Consider the following 22,184-nt stretch of genomic DNA (forward strand, 5'->3'; position numbering starts at 1 on the left):
CGGATGCGGCCGGCGGTCTCAGCCGGTGAAGGTGAAGTACTTCCAGGCGCCGTACGTCGTGGAGTTCACCGTGTCCCCCGACGAGCCGTTGATGTAGTCCGAGCGCGTCCGGAACCGCCAGCCGACGTCCTCGGCGTGGTTGCCGGTCACCTGCACCCGGGAGCGGCCGTCGGTGCCGAGCGCGAAGTACTGCGAGTCACCGGGATACCACTTGCCCTGGTAGTACACCTGGAAGTCGAAGCGCTGCGCGCGGTGCGGGTAGTACGGCATCTTCGTGGTGAACATCGGGTTCTTGTTCTTGTGGAAGAAGTAGTACGTGTGGCCCCAGGCGTTCTTGGCCTTGTAGTGGCCGGAGACCGACGTGGACACGCTGACCCTGGCGCCGGCCGTGCTGGTGGCGGACCGCGGCTGGTAGCGGGAGTCGCCGGCGAACTTCGCGGTGACCTTGGTGTCCCGCTTCAGCTCCAGGGTGACCGACAGGTTGCCGGACGAATCGACCTTGCCGGACTTCACCAGCTTGTTCGGCTTGTCGGAGCCGAAGGGGTCGGCCCAGAGCTCCACCGTGCGGTTCTTGTACGTCGTGCCGAGGTGGGCCGTGAACTTCACGTCCTTGCCGTACGCGTACACCTTGCCGTTGTTGCCGACCGTGAGCGCGGGCTTGGCGCGGGAGACGGTGACGGAGTCGGAGCCGGAGCCCGCGGCGTGGTCGGCGTCGCCCGCGGACGCGACGGTGTACGTCACCCTGCCCCCGGCTGGCGGGGTGTCGGTGAAGGAGAAGGTCCCGTCCGCCTTGGCGGTGACCGAGGGCAGCGCCTCGCCCTTCGGGGAGTCCAGGTCGGTGCGGGTGACGGTGAGCCTGGCGCCGGCCGGCAGGGCGACCTTCGAGGTCACCTTGCCCTTGACGGTGAGCTTGTGGGCGCGGGTCGCGTCGGCGGGGGCGTCGACCTTGACGACGGTGGCCGCCTTGGTGGGGGCGTCCAGGACGCGCAGGCGGTAGGCACCGTCCTCGTTGGACGTCACCGCGAACAGCCGGGAGCCGTCGGGGGCCCAGGCGAGGGCGCCGGCGGCGAGCAGGTCGGCGTTGCCGCCGGTGCTGGTGGACGGGAAGTCGTACTCGCGCACCGAGGTGTGCGAACCCGGCTTGAAGACGTAGACGTCCGGTTCGTAGGAGCCGGAGATGCCGGCGGCGACCGAGCCGTCCGGGGCGATGTCCACCGCGTCCGGGTAGGCGTTGGCCGGGTACTGGCCGTCGGCGGTCAGATCCGCCGTCTTGTAGACGCCCTGGTAGTAGGGGTACGAGTTGGCCACCACGACGTCCTTGCCGTCCGGGGTGACGGCCAGCTCCTTCAGGCCGCTGCCCTCCACGCTGCCGTAGGCGGTGCGGGTGAGCGTGCCGGACGAGGCGTCGTACACGGCCATCTCGGACGGGCTCTGCTCGGGCATGCCGGCGACCAGCACGCCCGCCGCGCCGCTCAGCATCGGCGCGGAGAACCACGAGGTCTCGGTGTCCAGGGCCAGGGAGATCTTGTGCTCGGGATCGGTGAGGTCGACCGAGCCGATGTTGCCGCCTGACCCGGCGTCGCCGTAGCCGAACCACAGCCGGCCGTCCATGACGGTCAGGTACACGGGGTTCGGGCCCACGGACCAGCGCGCGGTCTCGGTCCCGGTGACCGTGTCGAAGGCGACGATCGCGCCGCTTCGGGGCACGGCCGCGTAGAGCGTGTCCGAGTCGGACGACAGCGCGAGGTCGGTGACGCCCGGCAGCGAGGTGAGCTGCTTGACGACCGTGCCGCTGTAGTCGGTGACGACGATCTTGCCGTTGGCGGGATCGCTGACGAAGACCTTGTGGTGGGTCCCGTCGGCCACGACGTCACCGGCCGACTTGACCGGCAGGGCCTTGCTGGTGTCGGCGAACGCCGGAGCGGCGGTCAGGGCCGCCGAACTGAGGAGGACCGCCAGGGCCGTGGCGGTGGTGACGGTGCGCATACGCACGCTGATTCGAACCCCCGGAACGAATGAGGAAGACAGAAGAAAGCACGAGGAAGAAGGCGTCGCCACGCGTACGGCGGTGTTGTGGATCCCCTGTGCGCCGTGTGTGGCGGGTGGGTGAAGACTAGGGCGGAAGACTAGGTCATGCCACTGACAAAAAAGCGAGCGCCCCCGAGACCAGGGTCCGTACCCCCGGGACCACCGTGGACAGATCGGGCGCGAAGCGCGGGCTGTGGTTGCTCGGCACCGCCGCGAACTTCTCCGGCAGCGCCTCCCCGGGCGCCTGCTCCCAGACGTCGGCCGGGGTGGTGGTGACGAACCAGTACGAGTACGGGATCGAGCCGAGCGCGAGCTGCGGGAAGTCCTCGCTGCCCATCGCCGGGCCCGGGTCGAACACGGTGCCCGCGCCGAACACCTCGCCGTGCACGGCGGCCACCGTGGCGTCGGTGCCCGCGTCGTTGACGGTGACCGGGAAGGTGCTGCCGACGGTGACGGTGGGTTCGCTCGGGCAGCCGGCGGCCAGGCACTCGCCACGGGCGATGCGCCGGATCGCGGCCAGCATCCGGGTGCGCACCTCCTCGGACTGGGTGCGCAGGTTCAGCGCGATCCGGGCCTCGGTGGGGATGATGTTGTGCCGCGTGCCCGCCTCGATACGGCCCACGGTCAGCACCGCCGCCTCGCGGGCGGCCAGTTCGCGGGAGACGACCGTCTGCAGCCGGACGACCAGGTGGGCGGCGGTCACCACCGGGTCGACGGTGGCCTCCGGCCGGGAGCCGTGGCCGCCCCGGCCGTGCACCACGATGTCCACGTCGGTCGACGCCGACATGATCAGGCCGGGCGCGTGCGGGTACAGGCCCGTCGGGCCCGGTGCCGCGTGCTGCCCCAGCAGGACGTCGGGGCGCCCGAAGCGCTCGTACAGCCCGTCCTCGACCATGCGCCGCGCGCCCTGCCCGGTCTCCTCGGCGGGCTGCCCCACCACCAGCAGGGTGCCGTTCCAGGTGTCCCGGCCGGCGGCAAGTGCCCCGGCGGCGCCCGCCAGCCAGGTGACGTGCAGGTCGTGCCCGCAGGCGTGCATCACCCCGTCCGTGGCGGAGGCGTACGGCAGCCCGGTCTCCTCCCGCACCGGCAGCGCGTCCATGTCGGCGCGCAGCAGCACGGTCGGCCCGTCGCCGCGCCGCAGCACGCCCGCGACCCCGGTGCCGCCGACCCCCTCGGCCGTCTCGAACCCGGCCGCCCGCAGCCGCCCGGCCAGCTTCCCTGCGGTGCGGTGCTCGCGCAGGGACAGCTCGGGGTGGCGGTGCAGGTCCCGGTAGAAGTCCTCGAGGTCGGGGACCGGCAGTGCGGAGGTGAGTTCCAGAGCGGTACGCGCCGCGGCAGAGGTCACGCGGCAAGAGTAGGGCAAGGGGGGTGCGGGGCAACGGGGTTGCGCCGGGGGGTGTGCTTCCTGTCGGAGGCGTGTTCCTCGGCGAGCCGCTCCAGCGCCTCGGCGTGCGGTGTGTCTCCTGCGGACGGCGCGGCGCGGCGTGCGGCGGGATCGTGGTGTGCGCCGTGCGGGCGGTGTGCGCCCGGGCGTGCGGGGGCCGGACCGAGGTGGGCGGTGCGGCTGTGGCACCGACGTGCGCCCTGCCCGGCGGGCGTCATGGCTGGGACCGTTGGACGGCGGTGGGGCCCGGCGGGATGTCCGCGGCGCGGGCCGGACCCGCGTTCGCCGCGGTGATCAGCGCGGCGACCGCCAGCACGGCCGCGGCCACGCCCCGCCAGTACCGTGCGGCGGGGCGTCCGTAGGGTTCGGATGTACGTCCGGGCACGGCGACCTCGCAACAACAAGCGGCGTGTTAAGCATGCTTAATCCGCCGTTTAACCTAGGGGCTGCGGGACGTGAACGGCAAGAGGTTCCAAGGGAGTTGGGGGAGCGCGGCGATGCGGGAACGGGACGACCCGGAGGTCATCGGGCGGCGGGTGCAGCAGTTGCGCACCGAACGCGGGCTCACCCAGCGGCAACTGGCGGAACCCGCCTACACACCCGCGTACATCTCCACCCTGGAGGCCGGCCGGGCACGCGCCTCCGACGAGGCGCTGCGGCACATCGCCGGCCGGCTCGGCGTCGCCTACGAGGAGCTGGCCGTCGGACGGCCCGCCCATCTCGCCACCGGCCTGCGCCTGCGGCTCACCGAGGCCCAGCGCGCCCTGGCCGACGGCAGGGCGGAGGAGGCGGCCGCGCAGTACGCCGCGCTGCTCACCGAGGCGGAGGGGCACGGACTCGCCCACGAACAGGCCACGGCACTGCTGGGGCTCGGCGACTGTTCCCTGGAGACGGGCGACCTGGGGCTGGCGCGCGACCACTTCGAGCGGGCCGAGGCGCGGCTGGCCGGGGAGTCCCTGCCCTCCCGGGTGCCGGCGCTGCGCGGCCGTGCGGTCTCCCACTACCTGGCCGGTGAACTCCGGTACGCCGTCTACCTCCTGGAGTCCACGCTCGACGAGCTCAACCGCGGCGGCCTGCACGACCCCGACGCGCTGCTGCTGCTCTACGCCAGCGCCATCGGGCCCTACATGGACATGGGCGCCCACGCCCGTGCCGCGCAGGCCGCCGAGTTCGCGCTCGCGCTGGCCCCGCAGGCCGAGGACCCGGCGCTGATCGCCCGGATGCACCGGTCGGTCGCCCGCACGCTGCTCGCCGAGGGCCGGGTCGCCGAGGCGGACGCGTCCCTCGCCAAGGCGGCGGAGCTGTACCGCCAGCTCCGGCTGCGCACCGAACTCGCCAACTGCCACTGGATGCGCGGCTACGTCTGCGCCCAGGACGGCGAGCTGGAGCGCGCCGAGTCCGAGCTGCGCCTCGCCCTCGACATGCTCTCGGAGACCCGGGCCGCCCTCTACCGAAGCCAGGCCGCCGTGGAACTCGCCGACGTCCTGCACCGGCGGGAGAAGTCGGCGGAGGCCGCCGAGCTGCTCAACGGCGTCCTCGGCGACCTGTCCTCCGAGCGCGGCGCCGTCCACGCGGCCGCCGCCCACCGCCTGCTCGGCATCATCGCCGAGGACGCCCGCGACACCGAGGCCGCCGAGGAGCACTACGTCCGCGCGCTCAGCCTGCTGGAGCGGGCCGGCGCCGCCGGGGACCTGGCCGACCTGTGCCGCCTCCTCGGCGACCTGCTGCGCCGCACGGGCCGGGTGGAGGCGGCCCTCGACGCCTACCGCACCGGCCTGGGCCACCGCACGGCCCCCGGCACCACCACCCTGGGCCCGGCCCCGGCCCAGCCACCGCTGTGAGCCCGGCCCCCAAGCCGTCCTTCCCCGGCCCCGGCTCGGTCGCGCCACCGTCCCGCCCAAGCCGCCCTTCCCCGGGCCCGGCTCGGCCGCGCCACCGTTCCGCCTGGGCCGTCCTTCCGGGGCCGGCTCGGGCGGAGCCTTCTCATACCTGGGCCCGACCCTGTCTGCGGACGTCCGCCAGGCGCAGCGCGCCGATCTGGACGGCGGCCTGGGTGGCGTCGTTGGGTACGTCTCCCAGGCCGGCGTTGGTGAAGGCGAAGGCGTCGTCGCCGACGCGTACGGCGGCCACGTCCATCGTCAGACGGACCGGCTCGTCGCCGGACGTCATGGTGGCGACGGTGACGTGCAGCCCCTCGCGTGCGTCCCCGACCTCCGGCAGCGGGGCCTGGGCCACCTGGACGTCCTCCTGCAGTCCGGTCTCCGTGGTGGCCGAGAACCGGGCGCACTCGACCGGCATCGTCCGCAGCCACTCCAGCGCCGCGTCCACGTCCGCCGGGCGGCGGGCGCCGATCTGGTAGCGGAGCTGGGCGTCGGTGTCGGCGTCGTCCAGGCCGACCGCGACGCGGGCGGGGGCGCCGAGGAGTTCGTCCGCGTAGAGGGCGTCGAGCAGCCGTTGGCAGTCCCCCACCGAGGTGTTCGCCTTCAGCAGTCCGTCCCGCCAGGTGGCCGCGCCGCGCGTCGCGGCCCACGGGGCGCCGAGGTCCGACTCCGTGATGAGCGCGGCCCGGGCCTGGTCGTCGGTGAGCGTGGACCCGTCGGCCCGGGAGGACGCCTTCGGCGTGGGCGACACCGGGTCGACGGTGGGCAGCGGCTGGTGCGCGGTCGGCGGGTGTTCGAGGCCGAGCGTCGCGCAGCCGGTGAGGGACAGGAGGCCGGTGGCGAGCGCGGCGAGGGTGACGGCGCGGGGGCGTATCGCTGCGGTCATCTAGGTGCCTCCTGGGCGGGCCGGTGGGGTGCCTCCTCTCACGGCACCACCGGCCGGAGCCGCCCACCAGCGGTCCGGGCCGTCCGGGTGAGCGCCGGAAAGGGCCCGCCCCGACCCGCCGGGGCCCGTCCCACCCCACCCCGGCTCGCCGACCGCCGGCGGCACGGCGCGAAGCAGCGCGCCACGGACCTGGCTAGGGTCGACCCGACGGAAGGAGTCCGCTGTGACCGGTGAGCCCATCCCCGTGATCATCGACTGCGACACGGGCGTCGACGACGCCCTCGCGCTGCTGTTCGCCGTACGCCACCCGGGCCTGGACCTCAGGGCGGTGACCTGCGTGGCCGGGAACACGGACGTCGACGGGGTGGTCCGCAACACCCTGACCGTGCTGGAGCGCGCGGGCGCCCCCGGCATCCCGGTGGCGCGGGGCGCCGAGCGCCCGCTGATCGAGCCGGCCCGCTCGGCCCGGCACGTGCACGGCTCGGACGGCATGGGCGACCTCGGGCTGCCCGCCCCCGCCCGCCGCCCGGCCGACGTGGACGCGGTCACCCTCCTGCGCCGGGAGATCCTGGCCGCCCCGCGCCCGGTGACGCTGATCCCGACGGCCCCGCTCACCAACATCGCGCTCCTGCTGCGCACCCACCCGGAGGTGACCCGGAACATCGAGCGGATCGTGTTCATGGGCGGCGCGGTGGCGACCGGGAACGCCACCCCGGTGGCGGAGTTCAACGTCTGGCACGACCCGGAGGCGGCGGCGGTCCTGCTCACGGCAGGCGTGCCGATCACGATGTACGGACTGGACGTCTTCCTGCGGGTCGTCGTGCCCGGCGCCGACGTGCACCGGCTGCGCGCGAGCACCGATCCCGGCACGCGGCTGGCCGGCGACCTGCTCGCGCACCGGCCCACCACCCAGGGCGGCGACCCGGACGTCGAGGAGGCGGGCGGGCTCGGGGACGCGGGAGCGGTCTGCGCGGTCGTCGATTTGGCCGGCATCACCACCCGCAGGCTGCCGGTCGAGGTCGCCCTGGCCCCGGGCCCGGCCCGCGGCCAGACGCTCGTCGACCGGCGTCCCCGTCCCGGCGAGTCCGAGATCCACGAGGGAGCCCGGGAGCAGGCACTCGTGGACGTGGCACTCGACGTGGACGTGGACCGCTTCGTGAAGCTGTACCTGGAGACGGTCGCGCGCTGATCCCCTCGGGGGCGGGGTCCCGTGCCGACGACGGTCCCGTCCGAAGGTTCCCTTTCCAGGCGATGTGGACAGATTCCGTACGGACTTTCTTCCGAACGGAGCCCGCATGGCAGACCTCTCGTCCAGGAACCCCGACTGGTGGCGCCAGGCCGTCATCTACCAGGTCTATCCACGCAGTTTCGCCGACGCCGACGGTGACGGCCTCGGCGACCTCAGGGGCGTCACCGAGCGCCTGAACCACCTCGCCACGCTGGGCGTCGACGCCCTCTGGCTGAGCCCCTTCTACCCCTCCGAGCTGGCCGACGGCGGCTACGACGTCGCCGATCACCGGGACGTCGACCCGCGCCTCGGCACGCTGGACGACTTCGACGCGATGGCCGCCGAGGCCCACCGGCTCGGGCTGAAGGTCGTCGTCGACCTCGTGCCGAACCACACCTCGCACCAGCACCCCTGGTTCCAGGAGGCCCTGCGGGCGGGGCCGGGCTCCGCCGCCCGCGACCGCTACGTCTTCCGGCCGGGCCGTGGCGCCCACGGCGAGCTGCCTCCCACGGACTGGCAGTCGGTGTTCGGCGGCAGCGCCTGGCGGCGGGTCCCCGACGGCGAGTGGTACCTGCACCTCTTCGCCCCCGAGCAGCCCGACCTCAACTGGGACGACGACGAGGTGCGCGCCGACTTCCGGGCCACCCTGCGCTTCTGGTCCGACCGGGGCGTCGACGGCTTCCGCGTGGACGTCGCGCACGGCCTGGCCAAGGACCTCACCGAACCGCTCCGGGACGTCGGCTCCGTCGGCGCCACCGGCGAGGACGCCCTGCCCCTGGTCCCGCCCGGCAGCCACCCGTACTGGGACCGCGACGAGGTGCACGAGATCTACCGCGACTGGCGCAAGATCTTCGACTCCTACAGCCCGCCCCGCACCGCCGTCGCCGAGGCCTGGGTCCCCGACGCCCGCCGCGCCCTGTACGCCCGTCCGGACGAACTCGGGCAGGCCTTCAACTTCGAGTACCTTCAGGCGCGCTGGGACGCCGGAGAGCTGCGCGAGGTGATCACCGGCTCGCTGGAGACGGCCCGCGCGGCCGGCGCCTCCGCCACCTGGGTGCTCTCCAACCACGACGTCGTGCGCCACGCCTCCCGCCTGGTGCTGCCGGCCGGCACCGACGAGAACGCCTGGCTGCTGTCCGGCGGCCGGGCACCGGAGGCCGACGCGGAGGCGGGGCTGCGCCGGGCCCGGGCCGCGACCCTGCTGATGCTGGCGCTGCCCGGGTCGTCGTACCTCTACCAGGGCGAGGAGCTCGGGCTGCCCGAGGTCGCCGACCTGCCGACCGCGGTGCTCCAGGACCCGATCTGGGAGCAGACGGGGCATGTCCGCAAGGGCCGCGACGGCTGCCGGGTGCCGCTGCCGTGGACGGTGACCGGCCCGTCGTACGGCTTCGGCCCGGGGGCCGCCTGGCTGCCGCAGCCCGAGTCGTTCGCCGCGTACGCCGTGGAGGCCCAGGCCGGCACGGCGGGCTCCACCCTGGAGCTGTACCGCACCGCGCTCAGACTGCGCCGCAAGCTGCTGGAGGGCGAGGCGCTGACCTGGACGCCGGATGCCCCGGCCGGGGTACTGGACTTCGCCCGCACCGAGGCCTGGCGGTGCGTCACCAACTGCGCCGCGCGGCCGGTCGCCCTGCCCCCGGGCGAGGTGCTGCTCGCCAGCACCCCGCTCCCGGAGCCGGGCGTCCTGCCGCCCGACACCACGGTCTGGCTGGCCTGACCCGCACGGACGTCTCTACGGCGCGGTCGGGCTCGGCGCGGGGGCCGCGCCCCCGGAGCCGCCGCCCGCGCCGGTGAGCCCGTCGATGTTCACCGGCGTCGACGTGGCGTTCGGCGGCGGGGTGAGCACCACCTCGGGCTGGCCGGCGGGCGGGGGCGGCGGGGTGACCGCCGAGTCGGGCAGCTTCGGCGGGGTGGTCTGCTGGAAGAGGGTCTGGTCGAAGTCGACCAGACCGGTCTTCTCCATCACCGTGATGTGGTCGAGCACGGTGTCGTTGGCCTGGTCGGCCAGGGCCCGCACCAGCGAGTTCTTGGTCGTGGACCGGATCTTCGCGACCGTGTTGAAGATCGCGCCGTGCGTCATCCGCAGGATGTTGGCGAAGTCCGTGTCGAACTGCTTGCCGCTGTCCGCCTTCAACTGGGTGACGAAGCCCTCCTGTTGCGGGCTCGCGATGTTGGGCAGCGTGATGTTCAGCATGGGCGCGATCTTGCGGCAGGTGGTGTCCAGGGCCGCGTGCCCGTCGATCAGGTGCTTGCTGGCCTCCAGCACCCCCTTGGACGTGCCCTTCTGCAGGCCGATCTGGCCCACCGGGTACTCCCACAGCCCCGCCGCGCGCACCTTCACCACGAAGTCCCGGTCCGACTCCGTCAGCGGCCCCCACTGGGTGTTGGCGATGACCCGCGTCGGTGAACTCGAGACGGTGCTCACCCCGAGCATGCTCGGGTAGGCCAGTGCGCCGAGGGTAAGGGCCATCGCACCGCCCACGAAAAGGGTTCCCGTCGCATTCCGCGAAAAGCGCACCGTGCCTCCTGCCCGGTCATGGATCCCGCCGCCAGGCGGTTCGGACGCACAGCAGTACGGACGGCGGAGCCGTTCGTCTCGGTGCTGCGGGTAAAGATTTCGGATCGCGCCGGCAAGGGGCGGTTCACGGGGGGCGCTCCTTTGGGCGGCCGTTGGTCAAAGGTTGACCGTTCCCCGGGCGAAGCGGCCGACGGGCGGGCCTAGATTCGCCGCATGTCCCCGCAGCCACCTCCGCGGACGCCCGCGGCCCTGCCCGTCCTGCCGTACCGCAAGCCCACCAAGGGCCGCGACTACTGGGTGCTGGACGACGTCCTGCCGGACGCCGACGCGGTGCGCGAGCGGTGCCTGGCCAAGGACGACTGGGTCAAGGGGCACCCCTACACCTCCGAGTCCTGGCCGGGACTGCGGGCCATGCCCGGCCTGGAGCCCGGTGAACTCGCCCGGGTCGAACGGCTGGTGAAGAAGGCGACGGGCGCCCGGGAGCTGTGGGTGCAGCGAACGCCCGGCGGCGGCACCCTCAACCACAACTGCGTCCAGGTCGTCGGTGCGGGCGAGAGCGAGCCGCGCCCGCACACCGACTCCCGCGCGCTGTGCCGGTACGCGGCCGTGCTGTACCTCAACCCGCACGTGCCCAAGGACTGCGGCACCAGCTTCTACCGCCAGTCCCTGCCCGGCGGCCGGCTCGGCGGCAACGTCGTCCAGGCACCCCACAACAACCTCGTCGAGGCCCTCGGCACCCGCTACGTGACCCCCGACGCCTTCGAGGAGGACGTCCGCGTCCCGCACCGCGCCAACCGCCTCCTCCTCTACAACGCCAACCTCGTGCACAGCGCCACCGGCTACCACGGAGCCGAACTCGCGGAGAAGCGGATGACGGCGGTCTTCTTCTGGATGGCCTGAGCAGGAGCGGCAGTTCGCTGTAGTCTCCGCGGCTCCCGTGCCTTGTTGGCGTGTCCCTGGCGAGCCGGGCCGGGGGGTGCGCCAGGATGACCAGGTGAACGAAGAGATACGTCAGTCGGCCGTACCGTCCGGTCTCGCCCTGCGGCCCGTCCGGCTCTCCGGGCGGCTGGCCGCCGGGGCGCTGTCGCTCGCGGGGCTGGCCTGGGTGCTGCGGGCGGTGTGGGAGGTGCGGCTGTCGGCCGCGGGGGAGCCCGGCTCCGGGCCGCCGGACCAGGGCGACGGGGTGCACCGGCCGCTGACCGCGCTGGAGGACTCCTACCACCGGGTGTCCTCGGTCGGGGGTGTCGTCGCCTTCCTGTGCGCGCTGTTCTTCCTCGCCTGGCTGTGGCGGGTGCGGGACAACGCGCGTGCGCTGACCGGTCAGCGGCCGAAGTACGCCGGGATCTGGGTGCTGCTCGGCTGGGTCGTGCCGGTCGTGAACCTGTGGTTCCCGCGCGGGATCGTGGCCGACGCCTTCCGCACCACCGCGCCGGGGCGGAAGCTGCCCGTCTGCGTCAACGTGTGGTGGGGGCTGTGGCTGGTCGGCGTGTTCAGCGGGGTCGGACTGATCCAGAACGACTCCACCGACCAGGTCATCGCCCGGGCCTACGGCGAGGTGTGGCCGCTGCTGGTCTCCGACGCCGCCGTCGTCGGGGCCGCCGTGGCCGGTGTGTTCGTCGTGCGGGCCGTCACCGGCGCCCAGCTGGAGCGCATCCGGCAGGGCGCGGCCCCGGCCGTGGAGCGCGTGGGGCCGGGCGGCGAGGACTAGGGGTCCTCTGCCGGGTGGGTTCCGGTGGGTCCCTGCGGGTGGTGGCCGGCCGCCGGAGGGACGAGGATTCCCGCATGAGCGTCTTCGCCGTCGTCGGGGCCGGACCCGGTCTCGGGTACGCCGTCGCCCGCCGGTTCGGGCGGGAGGGGTACGCCGTCGCCCTGCTCGCCCGGGACCGGCACCGCCTCGACGAACTGGTGGCGGGCCTCGCCGGGGAAGGGGTCACCGCCCGGGGGTTCGCCGCCGACGTGCGCCGGCCCGAGGAACTGGTCGCGGCGCTGCGGGACGCCGCCGCCGCGCTCGGCACCGTCGAGGTGCTGCAGTACAGCCCGGTGCCGCACCGGGACTTCATGCGGCCCGTGCTGGAGACCCGGCACCGGGACCTGCTCGGGCCGATCGAGTTCTCGGTGTACGGGCCGGTCGCGGCGGTGCAGCAGGTGCTGCCGGGGATGCGGGAGCTGGGGCGCGGCACCGTCCTGCTCGTCAACGGCGGGACGGCCGCCGTACCGCACCCCGAGCGGGCCGGGACGTCGATCGCGTTCGCCGCGGAGAGCGCGTACGGCCATCTGCTGCACGACCGGCTGGCCCCCGAGGGGATCCACGTCGGGCAGCTGGTGATCCCGGGCGCGATCACGGCCGGGCACGTCCGCAAGGACCCCTCCGTGCTGGCGGACACCCTGTGGGCGATGCACCGGGACCGGCGCGGCTACCGGCACTACGCCGACGACCTGGACGGCTGACCCCCGGCCTGCCCCCGGCCGCCCCCGCCACCCTGTGGAGATCGGGTCGCCCTGCGTGATGGGCGTTTGTGGGCCAATATGGTGATGTTGGCCGCATTGCTCTCTTCAAGGGGGCCTCCATGGCTGTCGAAATCCCTTCGCTCATCAAGCCCTCCCGGCTCAGAAGCCGGGGCGGTCTGCTCGGTGAGTGCGTGGCGGAGTTCCTCGGGACCTTCGTCCTCATCTCCTTCGGCTGCGGCGTGGTCGCGATGGCGGTCGCCGCACTGCCCGGTTCAGGCCGTGCCGCCACCCCCACGACGATCTTCCTCGCGGCGGGCGACTGGCTGCTCATCACCTGGGGCTGGGCCTTCGCCGTGGTCTTCGGCGTGTACGTGGCCGGAGGCGTCAGCGGCGCCCACATCAACCCGGCGGTGACCCTGGCCATGGCCGTGCGCCGAGGGTTCCCCTGGCTGAAGGTGCTGCCCTACTGGTTCGCGCAGATCGTGGGCGCGTTCGCCGGGGCGGCGCTGGTCTACCTGGTCTACCACCAGGCGATCAACGCCTTCGACGCCGCGGTGCCGGGACCGAAGGTGAACGGGCACACCAACGCCACGTTCTCCATCTTCGCGACCTTCCCGGCCGCGTACTTCCACGGCGGCATCTGGGGTCCGCTGATCGACCAGATCGTCGGCACGGCCTTCCTGCTGATGCTGATCGCCGCCGTGCTCGACCTGCGCAACCAGGCCGTGAAGGCCAACCTCGCACCGCTGATCGTCGGCTTCGTCGTCGCCGCGATCGGCATGTCGTACGGCGCGAACGCGGGCTACGCCATCAACCCGGCCCGCGACTTCGGGCCGCGGCTGTTCACCTGGGCGCTGGGCTGGGACAGCCTGGCCTTCCCGGGCACGGTGGCCGGCTCGTACAGCGGCTACTGGTGGATCCCGATCGTGGGTCCGCTGGTCGGCGCCGTGGTCGGCATCCTGATCTACGACCTGTTCATCGGCGACGTGCTGGTGGTGCGCGCGGAGATGGCCGAACTGCCCGAGCCGGGCCGGTCCCGCCCGGTGCTGGAGGAGGACGAGTGACCTGAGCGCTCCGGCTCGGCCGCGGCCGCCGCTCGGCGGGCCGCCGAGGCGATCCCCTCCAGGGCCGCCAGGTGGCCCGCGAGTGCCCGGCGGCCGCTGAGCGTGAGGGCGGCCCAGGTGCGCGGCCGCTTGCCGAAGTAGCCCTTGCGGACACTGACATGACCCGTCCGCTCCAGCGCGGAAAGGGTCTTGCTCAGCGTCGAGTCGGACACCTGGCAGTAGTCCCGCAGGACCGCGAACTCGGCCTCCGAGCAGCCGGAGAGATAGGCGGCCAGGGCGAGCCGGGTGGGGTGGTGGAGCTCCCGGTCCAGGGCGGGGGGCGTACCGTCCGGGCCGGCCGTCACGCCGTACCCGTCCGGGCGGCGCGCAGCAGGTGGTCCGCACCGCCGGCGAGGCCGAAGCCGACGAGCCAGCCGGTCACGCCGTACGGGATCGCGGCCAGCAGGCCCACGGCGGCCGGAGCGAGGGGCAGCAGCCAGGTCTGCCAGGCGGGGCGGCCGGGTCGGCAGTCCCGGCCGAACCAGCGGGTCACGCCGCCGTGGTGGGCGCCGAGCCAGACCAGGACGAGGAAGGCGACCAGGCTCAGCAGCCCGGTGGGCAGCAGCCAGCCGGCCCAGTCGGGCCGCCGGCCGGTGACCCCGAAGGCGGTGAAGCCGGCCGCGAAGGCCAGCCCTTGGGCCACGGTGTAGCCGCGCGGCCGGTTGCGTTCGTCGCTCGCCCTGCGGGCCGCGGTGCGCGCGGCGCACGCGGTCGCGAGGGCGTCCCTGGCCCGTGCCGCGTCCGTCGCGTCCATCGGTTCCCCCGTGCCGTTCATGGCCGTACCCCCGTGATTCCGGTGCGTCTCGTGCGCGAAGGGGGTGGTGGTCGGCCGCCCCTGTTCCGCTCGTTGCCATCCTGGACACTACTTTCCACGAATGCAAGTACTTTCCCCACGGTGGGCCGACATGTGTGGGAGCGTCACCAGCCGGTCAGCAGCAGATGGTTGAGGAGGAGGGCGAGGACCGCCTGCGCGGCGAGCCAGGCACGGGGACGGGGGAGGTAGGCGCACGCCGGGAACAGCCACATCGCGAACGGCAGCCAGATGCGCTCCGTCTCGGCCTTGCTCATCCCCGACAGGTCGGCGATCAGCAGGGCCAGGAGCGCGGCCGCGACGAGCAGGGCCGGCCGGGCGGGGGCGGCCCGCGGCGGTGTGCCGGCGCGGGCGAGCGCGACGGACGTGCGGCGCAGGCCCGCCACCGTCGCCGGTCCGGTGATCAGCACCGTGCAGGCGAGGTTGGCCCACACCCAGTAGCCGTAGGGCCGGCGGCCGCCGACGCCCTGGAAGTAGCGGGTGACCAGCAGGCGGTAGGCCGTCCACCAGTCGAACCCGGCGAGCGTGAACGCGGCCGGTACGACGGCCAGTCCGGCGAGCAGGGCCGCGAGCAGCACCGGGCGGGCCCGGACCCCGTCCCGGCCGAGCAGCAGGACCGCGAGCAGCGGGAGCGCGACGAGCGTCAGACCGTAGGACAGGTAGCAGGTCAGCCCGAGGAGCAGCCCGGAGGCCGCCGCCAGGACCGGGGAGCGGCGGGTGACCGCGAGCGCGAGCAGCGCCACCGTCCAGGCGGCGACCGCGGCGAACCAGCCGTCGGCCGAGACACCGAACCAGACGGCGGCCGGGGTGAGCACCAGGAACGGCGCGGCCCGGCGGGCCGGCGCCTCGTCCGCCAGGGCCCGCACGGCGACCAGGACGGCCACGCAGGCCGTCGCACCGGTGAGCACGCACCACATCCCGGCCCAGCCGCCGCCGCGCAGCCCGACGCGGTCGAGGAGGACGAAGGTGAGGGTGGCGGCCGGCGGGTGGCCGGCGACGTGGGCCGGCCAGGGGTCGGGGGTGCCGGCGACGATGTGGTGGGTGAAGTCGCGCAGGGTCGCGGGGATGTCGTGGAAGCGGCCGATGACCCGCAGGTACTCCTCGCGGGTGGTGAGGCGGCCGGCGAGGCCCCGGTGCCAGCCGTCGACGAGGGCGAGCGAGAGGATCCAGGCAGCGGCCGAGGCCCAGGCCGTGACGAGCAGCGCGGGCCAGGTCAGGCGGGCGGCCAGGGACGGTCCGTAGGCCACGCCGGCCACCGCGAGCAGGACGGCGGCCGGGGTGCCGGGGCCCATGTGCGGGTCCCACCGGGCCAGCAGCGGCGGCCAGTGCACGTAGAGGACGTGGCGGGTGTCCTGGATGTGGCGGCCGACCAGGACGGCTGCCACCACGAGCAGGGCGGCGGCGCCGACGGCGTACAGGTCGCGGCGTGGGGAGCGGGTCACGTCGGCACGTTAGGCCGCCCGGCTCCGGACGGTCCGCCGTCCGGGCCGGACGTCAGCGTTTCGTCATGGGTCGCGCCCCGCCGACCGGGCCCGTTCCGGCCTACGGTCGAAGCATGCGCGACCGTCCCCGGCTTCCCGTCTCACCCGAGTTCTGGCGCAGCCCCCTGCGCGGCCCCTGGTTCACCTCGGTGCTCGGCCTCGTCCTGCTCGTCGGCGTCACGGTGCTGTTCGTGACCGGCCTGCTGTCGTACGCGGCCTACAACCCGGACCTGTCCCCGGTGAACGACACGACCCCCGGCAAGGGGATCCTCGGCTTCTACCTCTTCCCGTGGCCGACCGGTCCGGTATGGCTGTACCGGTTCACCCAGGGCCTGCACGTCACCCTCGGCATCACCCTGGTCCCGGTGCTGCTGGCCAAGCTGTGGTCGGTGGTGCCCCGGCTGTTCGCGCTGCCGCCGGCCCGCTCGCTCGCGCACGCGCTGGAGCGGATCTCGCTGCTGCTGCTGGTCGGGGGCGGCCTGTTCGAGTTCACCACCGGGGTGCTCAACGTCCAGCTCGACTACGTCTTCCCCGGCTCCTTCTATCCGCTGCACTTCTACGGGGCGTGGGTGTTCTTCGCCGCGTTCGTGGCCCACGCCGTCCTGAAGGCACCGGCCGCGGTGCGCACCGTACGGCGGCGGCGAGGTGTGCCGGAGGCAGGCGTGCGGGAGGAGGACGATCTGGTCGCGACGCGTCCCGACGCGCCCACCGTCTCCCGGCGCGGGGCGCTGGCCCTGGTCGGCGGCGGCTCGCTGCTGCTGTTCCTGACCACGGTGGGGCAGAGCCTGGGCGGCCCCTTCCGCCGCACCGCCCTGCTCGCCCCGCACGGCGGGCCCGACCCGGCCGGCGGCCCGAACGGCTTCCAGATCAACAAGACCGCCGCCTACGCCGGGATCGACCCGGCGGAGACGGGGCGGGACGCGTGGCGGCTCGTGGTCACCGGGCGTACCGGCACCGTCCGGCTCGACCGCGCCCAGCTGCTGCGGATGCCGCTGCACAGCTCCTCGCTGCCGATCGCCTGCGTGGAGGGCTGGTCCACCGCCGACCAGTGGTGGCGCGGGGTGCGGCTGCGCGACCTCGCGGCGCTCGTCGGCTACGACGGCGATCCGCCCGACCTGTTCGTGGAGTCCCTGCAACGGCACGGCGCCTTCCGCCACGCGGCGCTGCGCGCGAACCAGGTGGCGGACGGCCGCTCCCTGCTCGCCCTGTACGTCAACGGCGAGGAGCTGTCCCCCGACCACGGCCACCCGGCCCGGATCATCGTGCCCGCGGCGCCCGGGGTGCTCAACACCAAGTGGGTGGCCCGGCTGACCTTCGGAGACCTGTGATGCCCCTGCGCAGTTCCGTGTCGCCGCGGGGTCCCGTGACGCCGCGCCGCCTCCCGCTCGGCAGCCCGTTCCAGCTGTTGCTGCTCGGCTGCTCCTTCGCGCTCGCCGGGTACGCCGCCGTGCGGCTCCTGGCCGGTGACCCGTTCGGGGTGGCGCTGTGGATCGTGGGCGCCGCCCTGCTGCACGACCTCGTCCTGCTGCCGCTGTACACGGTGCTGGACCGGGCGGTGGTGCGCGGCCTCGACGCGGCCGGGCGACGGGCGTGGCTGGCGTACGTGCGGGTGCCGGCCCTGCTGTCGGGGCTGCTCCTGCTCGTGTGGTCCCCGCTGGTCCTGGACCTGGTGGGGCCGCGCTACCGCTCCGCCACGGGGCAGTCGGCCGACGTGTTCCTCGGCCGCTGGCTGCTGATTACCGCCGTGCTCTTCGGCGGCTCGGCGCTGCTGCTGGCGGCGCGGGTGCGCAGGGCGACGAAGCGGCGGCCGCCGGCCGTCCACTGAGCGGCCGCCCGCCACCCGGGCCGCTCCGCGTGCCGGAGCAGCGCGGGGGTGCCGACCCGCGCCCAGGGGAACGGCTCGCCCACGGGGTCCCGGCCGGGGGTGACGACCCGCACCTCGGTCCGCTCCTCGATGTCCAGCGGCGCCGTCTCGGCGATCAGCAGACCGCCGGGCGCGAGCAGCCGGGCCATCCGGCGCAGCAGGGCGGGCACGTCGCCGCCGATGCCGATGTTGCCGTCCATCAGCAGCACGGTGCCCCAGCGGCCCTCGCCGGGCAGCGGCTCGAACACCGAGCGGCGCAGCGCCTGGCCGCCGACGGTCACGGTGCGGGCGACGGCGGCCTCGCTGACGTCGACGCCGAGGACGGTACGGCCCCGGGCGGCGAGCTCCGCCACCAGCCGGCCCGGCCCGCAGCCGACGTCCAGGACGGCGCCCTCGCAGCGGTCCAGCACCGCCCGGTCCACGGCGTCCGCGGCGGCGCACCAGCGCTCCACCTCCAGCGGCAGCAGCCAGCCGTCGGCGCGTTGCAGGAACAGCGGGCCCCGGCCGGTGCGCAGGGCCGTGGCGTACGGGTCGCAGGCGGCCCAGGCGGGCGCGGCCGGGACGGCGGGGGCGCTCACCGGCCGGCCGCGCAGCCGGCCAGCCGGGCGGCGAAGGCGCCGTGCGGGGCGAGCGCGGCGACCGCCCGTGCGTCGTCGGCGGTGTCGACGTCCCGCAGCCGGGGCAGGTCCCGCACCCGCAGCCCCGCGGCCACCAGACGCTCCCGCTGCACGGCCCCGGTCTGCGGGGCCGACATCGGCACGCCCCGCAGCAGCCCGGGTTCGGGGCGAGCCAGGCCCAGCGCCCAGAAGCCGCCGTCCTCGGCCGGGCCGAACAGGGCGTCGCAGTCCCTGAAGTCGACGGTGAGCAGGTCCGGGGTGACCTGCGGGGTGTCCATGCCGATCAGCAGGGCGGGCCCGGAGCAGCGGGCGAACGCGTCGGCGAGCCGGGTGTCGAGGCCGCCCGCGCACTGCGGTACGACGTCGAAGCCGGGCGGCAGCCAGCGGCCCGGACGGCCGTCGAGCACCAGCACCCTGCGGGTGGCCGGGGCCTCGGCCACCGCCCGCAGCGTGTCGGCGAGCGCGGCCTCGGCGAGTCCGGCGGCCTGCTCCGGACTGAACGGCGGGGTCAGCCGCGTCTTGACCCGCCCGGGACGGGGTTCCTTGGCGATGACGAGAAGGGTGATCATGTAAACCTTTCTGAGCCGGAGCCCGAAGCCCGGGCTGTGCTGCCGCCCCCTGGATGTGGGCCTTTCCGGGCCGGAGCCCGTAGCCGGGGCTGTGCTGCCGCCCCCTAGGGGCGCGGGGAACTGCGCGGCCGGCCGCCACCGCCCCGCGGCCGGGGAACGGCCCGCAGCCGGACGGGCCGTCCACGGCCCGGTCCGCCCGGGCCGCGGCTCCTTGGGGATGACGAGAGGGGTGATCATGTGGGCCTTTCCGGGCCGGAGCCCGAAGCCGGGGCTGTGCTGCCGCCCCCTAGGGGCGCGGGGAACTGCGCGGCCGGCCCCCACCGCCGCGCGGCCGGGGAACGGCCTCAGCCGGCCGGGCCGTCCACGGCTAGGTCCGCCCGGACGGGGTTCCTTGGCGGTGACGAGAGGGGTGATCATGTGGGCCTTTCCGGGCCGGAGTCCGAAGTCCGGGCTGTGCTGCCGCCCCCTAGGGGCGCGGGGAACTGCGCGGCCGGCCCCCACCGCCGCGCGGCCGGGGAACGGCCCGCAGCCGGCCGGGCCGTCCACGGCTAGGTCCGGAGGAGGGGCGGCTCCTTCAGCACCGCGCTCATGTCCCGCACCGCCTGCCAGGTCCCCCGCCAGGTACCGGTGACCTTCGACGCGCCCGTGCGGGGCAGATAGGGCACGTCGTGCTCGGTCACCCGCCAGCCCGCGTCCGCCGCGCGGACCACCATCTGCAGGGGGTAGCCGCTGCGCCGGTCGGTCAGGCCGAGGGCGAGCAGCGGCTCGCGGCGGGCGGCGCGCAGCGGGCCGAGGTCGTGCAGCCGCAGCCCGGTGCGGCGGCGCAGCAGCCGGGTGAGCGCGAGGTTGCCGGCGCGGGCGTGCACCGGCCAGGCGCCCGGGGTCAGCGGCCGGCGCCGGCCGAGCACCAGGTCGGCCCGGCCGGCCCGGACCTCCTCGGCGAAGGGGACCAGACGGCCGGGGTCGAGGGAGGCGTCGCAGTCGCAGAAGCACACCACGTCGGCGGTGGCGGCCAGCAGCCCGGCGTGGCAGGCGGCGCCGAACCCGCGCCGCTCCTCGCGCACGACGGTCGCGCCGAGGGAGCGCGCGACGTCGGCGGAGCCGTCCGTGGAGCCGTTGTCGACGACGAGGGCGCGCCAGCCGGCCGGGACGCGGGCGAGGACCCAGGGCAGGGCACCGGCCTCGTTCAGGCAGGGCAGCACGACGTCGACGCCGGGTGGGGGCGATGAGGTGGTCACGACGTTCACCCTACGAACATCAATCGTGACAAAGCGGGCGCACGCTGCTTACGAAACGCGGACGTCCACCGCCGGGGCCGGGCCCCCACGGCCGCGCGGTGCCAGGGTGGAGTCATGCAGCAGCCGTACGCATCCCCGCACACCGGACCGGAGCCCGGGCCGCGGCCGGGCGCGCGGGGCCGGGTCCTCGTCGTGGACGACGACCCGACCGTCGCCGAGGTCGTCGCCGGGTACCTGGACCGCGCCGGATACGCCGTGGACCGGGCCGCCGACGGCCCGGCCGCCCTGGAGCGCGCCGCCGCGCACCGGCCCGACCTGGTGGTGCTGGACCTGATGCTGCCCGGCATGGACGGCCTGGAGGTGTGCCGGCGGCTGCGCGAGCACGGGCCGGTGCCGGTCGTCATGCTCACCGCGCGCGGCGACGAGGAGGACCGCGTCCTCGGTCTCGAGGTCGGCGCCGACGACTACGTCACCAAGCCGTTCAGCCCGCGCGAGCTGGTGCTGCGGGTGGACTCGGTGCTGCGCCGGGCCCGGCCCGCCGCGCCGCGGGACCCGGGGGGCCCGCACGGCCCGTGCGGCGCGGCCGGTCTGAGTATCGACCCGGCCGCCCGCCGCGCCACCAAGAACGGCACCGAACTGGCCCTCACACTGCGCGAGTTCGACCTGCTCGCGTTCCTGTTGCGGCATCCTGGGCGGGCGTTCGCCCGGGAGGAGCTGATGCGGGAGGTGTGGGGCTGGGACTTCGGCGACCTGTCGACCGTCACCGTCCATGTGCGCCGGCTGCGCGGCAAGGTCGAGGACGACCCGGCGCGGCCGCGGCTCATCCGGACGGTGTGGGGCGTCGGCTACCGCTTCGACGCCACCGGGACGGAGGCGGACTGACGTGCGCGACACCCTCCTCATCGCCCTGTACGCCTTCCTCGGCGCCGCCGCCACCGGCGTCGCCGGAGCGGCCGTGCTGCGCCTGATCCGCCGGCGCTCGCTCACCCTGTCGCTGGCGGTGGTGGCCGCCGTCGGGGTGGTGGCCATGCTCGCCGGGACGATGGCCGTGGCCCGGGCGATGTTCCTGTCCGCGCACGACCTGCGGGTGGTCACCGCCGTCGTGGCCATGGCGGCGGTCGTCTCCCTGGTCACCGCGCTGCTGCTGGGCCGCTGGGTCGTCGCCCGCAGCCGGGAACTCGCCGACGCCGCCCGCCACTTCGGCGACGGCGGCGCCTTCGCCGCGCCCGCCGCGCCGGCCACCGCCGAACTGGCCGCGCTCAGCCGCGAGCTGGCCGCCACCAGTGCCAGGCTCGCCGCCTCGCGGGAGCGCGAGCGGGCCCTGGAGACCTCCCGCCGCGAGCTGGTCGCCTGGATCTCGCACGACCTGCGCACCCCGCTGGCCGGGCTGCGCGCCATGTCGGAGGCGCTGGAGGACGGGGTGGCCGCCGACCCCGACCGCTACCTCAAGCAGATGCGCACCGAGGTGGAACGCCTCGACGCCATGGTGGGCGACCTCTTCGAGCTCTCCCGCATCCACGCCGGCACCCTGCCCCTGAGCCCGGCCCGGGTCTCGCTGTACGACCTGGTCGGCGACGCCATCGCGGGGGTGGGACCGCTCGCCCGTGAGCACGGGGTCCGGCTGGTCGGCGACCGGGTGGAGCCGGTGCCGGTGGAGGTCGACGGCAAGGAGATGAGCCGGGTCCTGGCCAACCTGCTGGTGAACGCCATCCGCCGCACGCCCGCCGACGGCACGGTGGCGGTCGCCGCCGAGCGGGCGCCCGACGGCGTGGTGCTCTCGGTGTCCGACGGCTGCGGCGGCATCCCCGAGGAGGACCTGCCCCGCGTCTTCGACACCGGCTGGCGCGGCACCGACGCCCGGACCCCGCCCGCCGGCGCGGGCCTGGGACTGGCGATCGTCCGCGGCATCGTGGAGGCGCACCGGGGCCGTGCGGCCGTCCGGAACATCCCGGGCGGCTGCCGCTTCGAGGTGACCCTGCCGCCGGCGGACGGGTAGGCCCCGCCCTGTGGGCCGTCCCCGAGCGCGGCGCAGCCGCGCAGGGGGTGTCTCACGTCTGTGTCTCCGAGAACGAGGGCCGGGGCGTGCCCTCAGGAGACCGACGACAAGTGCTGAGGGTTGTACGTGAGTTGAG

20 protein-coding genes are annotated in these 22,184 nt (G+C 74.7%); 10 read left to right on the forward strand and 10 right to left on the reverse strand.

Going from position 1 to position 22,184, the window contains the following annotated elements:
- Nucleotides 1–18: 18 nt before the first annotated feature.
- Nucleotides 19–1,986 (reverse strand): hypothetical protein, encoded by a 1,968-nt coding sequence (locus B446_RS19715; protein WP_020941199.1) that lies wholly within the window; start codon nucleotides 1,984–1,986, stop codon nucleotides 19–21.
- Between the two features lie 145 nt (nucleotides 1,987–2,131).
- Nucleotides 2,132–3,373, reverse strand: a complete 1,242-nt coding sequence (locus B446_RS19720; protein ID WP_020941200.1) for an amidohydrolase — start codon at nucleotides 3,371–3,373, stop codon at nucleotides 2,132–2,134.
- Nucleotides 3,374–3,909: 536 nt separating this feature from the next.
- Here B446_RS19720 and B446_RS19725 point away from each other — a divergent pair.
- Nucleotides 3,910–5,253 carry a helix-turn-helix domain-containing protein gene (locus B446_RS19725; RefSeq protein ID WP_020941201.1) on the forward strand — a complete coding sequence of 448 codons (1,344 nt, stop codon included), beginning with the start codon at nucleotides 3,910–3,912 and terminating at the stop codon, nucleotides 5,251–5,253.
- Between the two features lie 142 nt (nucleotides 5,254–5,395).
- On the opposite strand, the gene B446_RS19730 is transcribed toward B446_RS19725, so the two are convergent.
- Nucleotides 5,396–6,178, reverse strand: a complete 783-nt coding sequence (locus B446_RS19730) for a hypothetical protein (RefSeq protein ID WP_020941202.1) — start codon at nucleotides 6,176–6,178, stop codon at nucleotides 5,396–5,398.
- Nucleotides 6,179–6,401: 223 nt separating this feature from the next.
- Between B446_RS19730 and B446_RS19735 the strand changes: the two genes are divergently transcribed.
- Nucleotides 6,402–7,367, forward strand: a complete 966-nt coding sequence (locus tag B446_RS19735) for a nucleoside hydrolase (RefSeq protein WP_020941203.1) — start codon at nucleotides 6,402–6,404, stop codon at nucleotides 7,365–7,367.
- A 106-nt stretch (nucleotides 7,368–7,473) separates the two neighbouring features.
- The gene (locus B446_RS19740; RefSeq protein WP_020941204.1) at nucleotides 7,474–9,120 is read left to right on the forward strand and encodes an alpha-amylase family glycosyl hydrolase; all 1,647 of its coding nucleotides are present in this window, start codon (nucleotides 7,474–7,476) and stop codon (nucleotides 9,118–9,120) included.
- 15 nt (nucleotides 9,121–9,135) lie between these two features.
- On the opposite strand, the gene B446_RS19745 is transcribed toward B446_RS19740, so the two are convergent.
- Nucleotides 9,136–9,885 carry a DUF4142 domain-containing protein gene (locus B446_RS19745; protein WP_020941205.1) on the reverse strand — a complete coding sequence of 250 codons (750 nt, stop codon included), beginning with the start codon at nucleotides 9,883–9,885 and terminating at the stop codon, nucleotides 9,136–9,138.
- Between the two features lie 249 nt (nucleotides 9,886–10,134).
- On the opposite strand from B446_RS19745, the gene B446_RS19750 reads away from it, so the two are divergent.
- From B446_RS19750 to B446_RS19765, 4 genes are all read left to right on the forward strand, one after another.
- Complete coding sequence (locus tag B446_RS19750; protein WP_020941206.1) at nucleotides 10,135–10,821, forward strand: DUF6445 family protein; 687 nt, start codon at nucleotides 10,135–10,137, stop codon at nucleotides 10,819–10,821.
- A gap of 94 nt (nucleotides 10,822–10,915) precedes the next feature.
- Nucleotides 10,916–11,629 carry a DUF4328 domain-containing protein gene (locus tag B446_RS19755; protein WP_020941207.1) on the forward strand — a complete coding sequence of 238 codons (714 nt, stop codon included), beginning with the start codon at nucleotides 10,916–10,918 and terminating at the stop codon, nucleotides 11,627–11,629.
- 74 nt (nucleotides 11,630–11,703) lie between these two features.
- Nucleotides 11,704–12,369, forward strand: a complete 666-nt coding sequence (locus B446_RS19760) for an SDR family NAD(P)-dependent oxidoreductase (RefSeq protein ID WP_020941208.1) — start codon at nucleotides 11,704–11,706, stop codon at nucleotides 12,367–12,369.
- 119 nt (nucleotides 12,370–12,488) lie between these two features.
- Complete coding sequence (locus B446_RS19765) at nucleotides 12,489–13,433, forward strand: MIP/aquaporin family protein (RefSeq protein ID WP_020941209.1); 945 nt, start codon at nucleotides 12,489–12,491, stop codon at nucleotides 13,431–13,433.
- On the opposite strand, the gene B446_RS39945 is transcribed toward B446_RS19765, so the two are convergent.
- From B446_RS39945 to B446_RS19780, 3 genes are all read right to left on the reverse strand, one after another.
- On the reverse strand, nucleotides 13,334–13,777 hold the full coding sequence (locus tag B446_RS39945; RefSeq protein ID WP_020941210.1) for a transcriptional regulator: 444 nt from the start codon (nucleotides 13,775–13,777) through the stop codon (nucleotides 13,334–13,336). The genes B446_RS19765 and B446_RS39945 overlap by 100 nt on opposite strands.
- Nucleotides 13,774–14,247, reverse strand: coding sequence for a hypothetical protein (locus tag B446_RS39950; RefSeq protein WP_020941211.1), 474 nt, complete (start codon nucleotides 14,245–14,247; stop codon nucleotides 13,774–13,776). Before B446_RS39950 ends, B446_RS39945 begins: the two co-directional genes overlap by 4 nt.
- A gap of 143 nt (nucleotides 14,248–14,390) precedes the next feature.
- On the reverse strand, nucleotides 14,391–15,725 hold the full coding sequence (locus B446_RS19780) for a hypothetical protein (RefSeq protein WP_020941212.1): 1,335 nt from the start codon (nucleotides 15,723–15,725) through the stop codon (nucleotides 14,391–14,393).
- Between the two features lie 113 nt (nucleotides 15,726–15,838).
- On the opposite strand from B446_RS19780, the gene B446_RS19785 reads away from it, so the two are divergent.
- A complete protein-coding gene (locus B446_RS19785; RefSeq protein ID WP_020941213.1) occupies nucleotides 15,839–17,092 on the forward strand; it encodes a molybdopterin-dependent oxidoreductase in 1,254 nt (417 codons plus the stop codon).
- A 352-nt stretch (nucleotides 17,093–17,444) separates the two neighbouring features.
- Here B446_RS19785 and B446_RS40970 read toward each other — a convergent pair whose 3' ends face one another.
- The 3 genes from B446_RS40970 to B446_RS19800 form a co-directional block, all read right to left on the reverse strand.
- Nucleotides 17,445–18,206, reverse strand: coding sequence for a class I SAM-dependent methyltransferase (locus B446_RS40970; RefSeq protein WP_020941214.1), 762 nt, complete (start codon nucleotides 18,204–18,206; stop codon nucleotides 17,445–17,447).
- The gene (locus tag B446_RS40330) at nucleotides 18,203–18,814 is read right to left on the reverse strand and encodes a TIGR04282 family arsenosugar biosynthesis glycosyltransferase (RefSeq protein ID WP_020941215.1); all 612 of its coding nucleotides are present in this window, start codon (nucleotides 18,812–18,814) and stop codon (nucleotides 18,203–18,205) included. The genes B446_RS40970 and B446_RS40330 overlap by 4 nt, the downstream gene beginning before the upstream one ends.
- Before the next feature lie 548 nt (nucleotides 18,815–19,362).
- Nucleotides 19,363–20,061 carry a glycosyltransferase family 2 protein gene (locus B446_RS19800; protein WP_020941216.1) on the reverse strand — a complete coding sequence of 233 codons (699 nt, stop codon included), beginning with the start codon at nucleotides 20,059–20,061 and terminating at the stop codon, nucleotides 19,363–19,365.
- Nucleotides 20,062–20,166: 105 nt separating this feature from the next.
- On the opposite strand from B446_RS19800, the gene B446_RS19805 reads away from it, so the two are divergent.
- Together B446_RS19805 and B446_RS19810 are read left to right on the forward strand one after the other, a co-directional pair.
- The gene (locus B446_RS19805) at nucleotides 20,167–20,934 is read left to right on the forward strand and encodes a response regulator transcription factor (RefSeq protein WP_020941217.1); all 768 of its coding nucleotides are present in this window, start codon (nucleotides 20,167–20,169) and stop codon (nucleotides 20,932–20,934) included.
- Between the two features lies 1 nt (nucleotide 20,935).
- Entirely contained in the window at nucleotides 20,936–22,048 is a 1,113-nt protein-coding gene (locus B446_RS19810) for a sensor histidine kinase (protein WP_020941218.1), read from the forward strand.
- Nucleotides 22,049–22,184: the final 136 nt, after the last annotated feature.

Source organism: Streptomyces collinus Tu 365 (assembly GCF_000444875.1).
Lineage (GTDB): Bacteria > Actinomycetota > Actinomycetes > Streptomycetales > Streptomycetaceae > Streptomyces > Streptomyces collinus_A.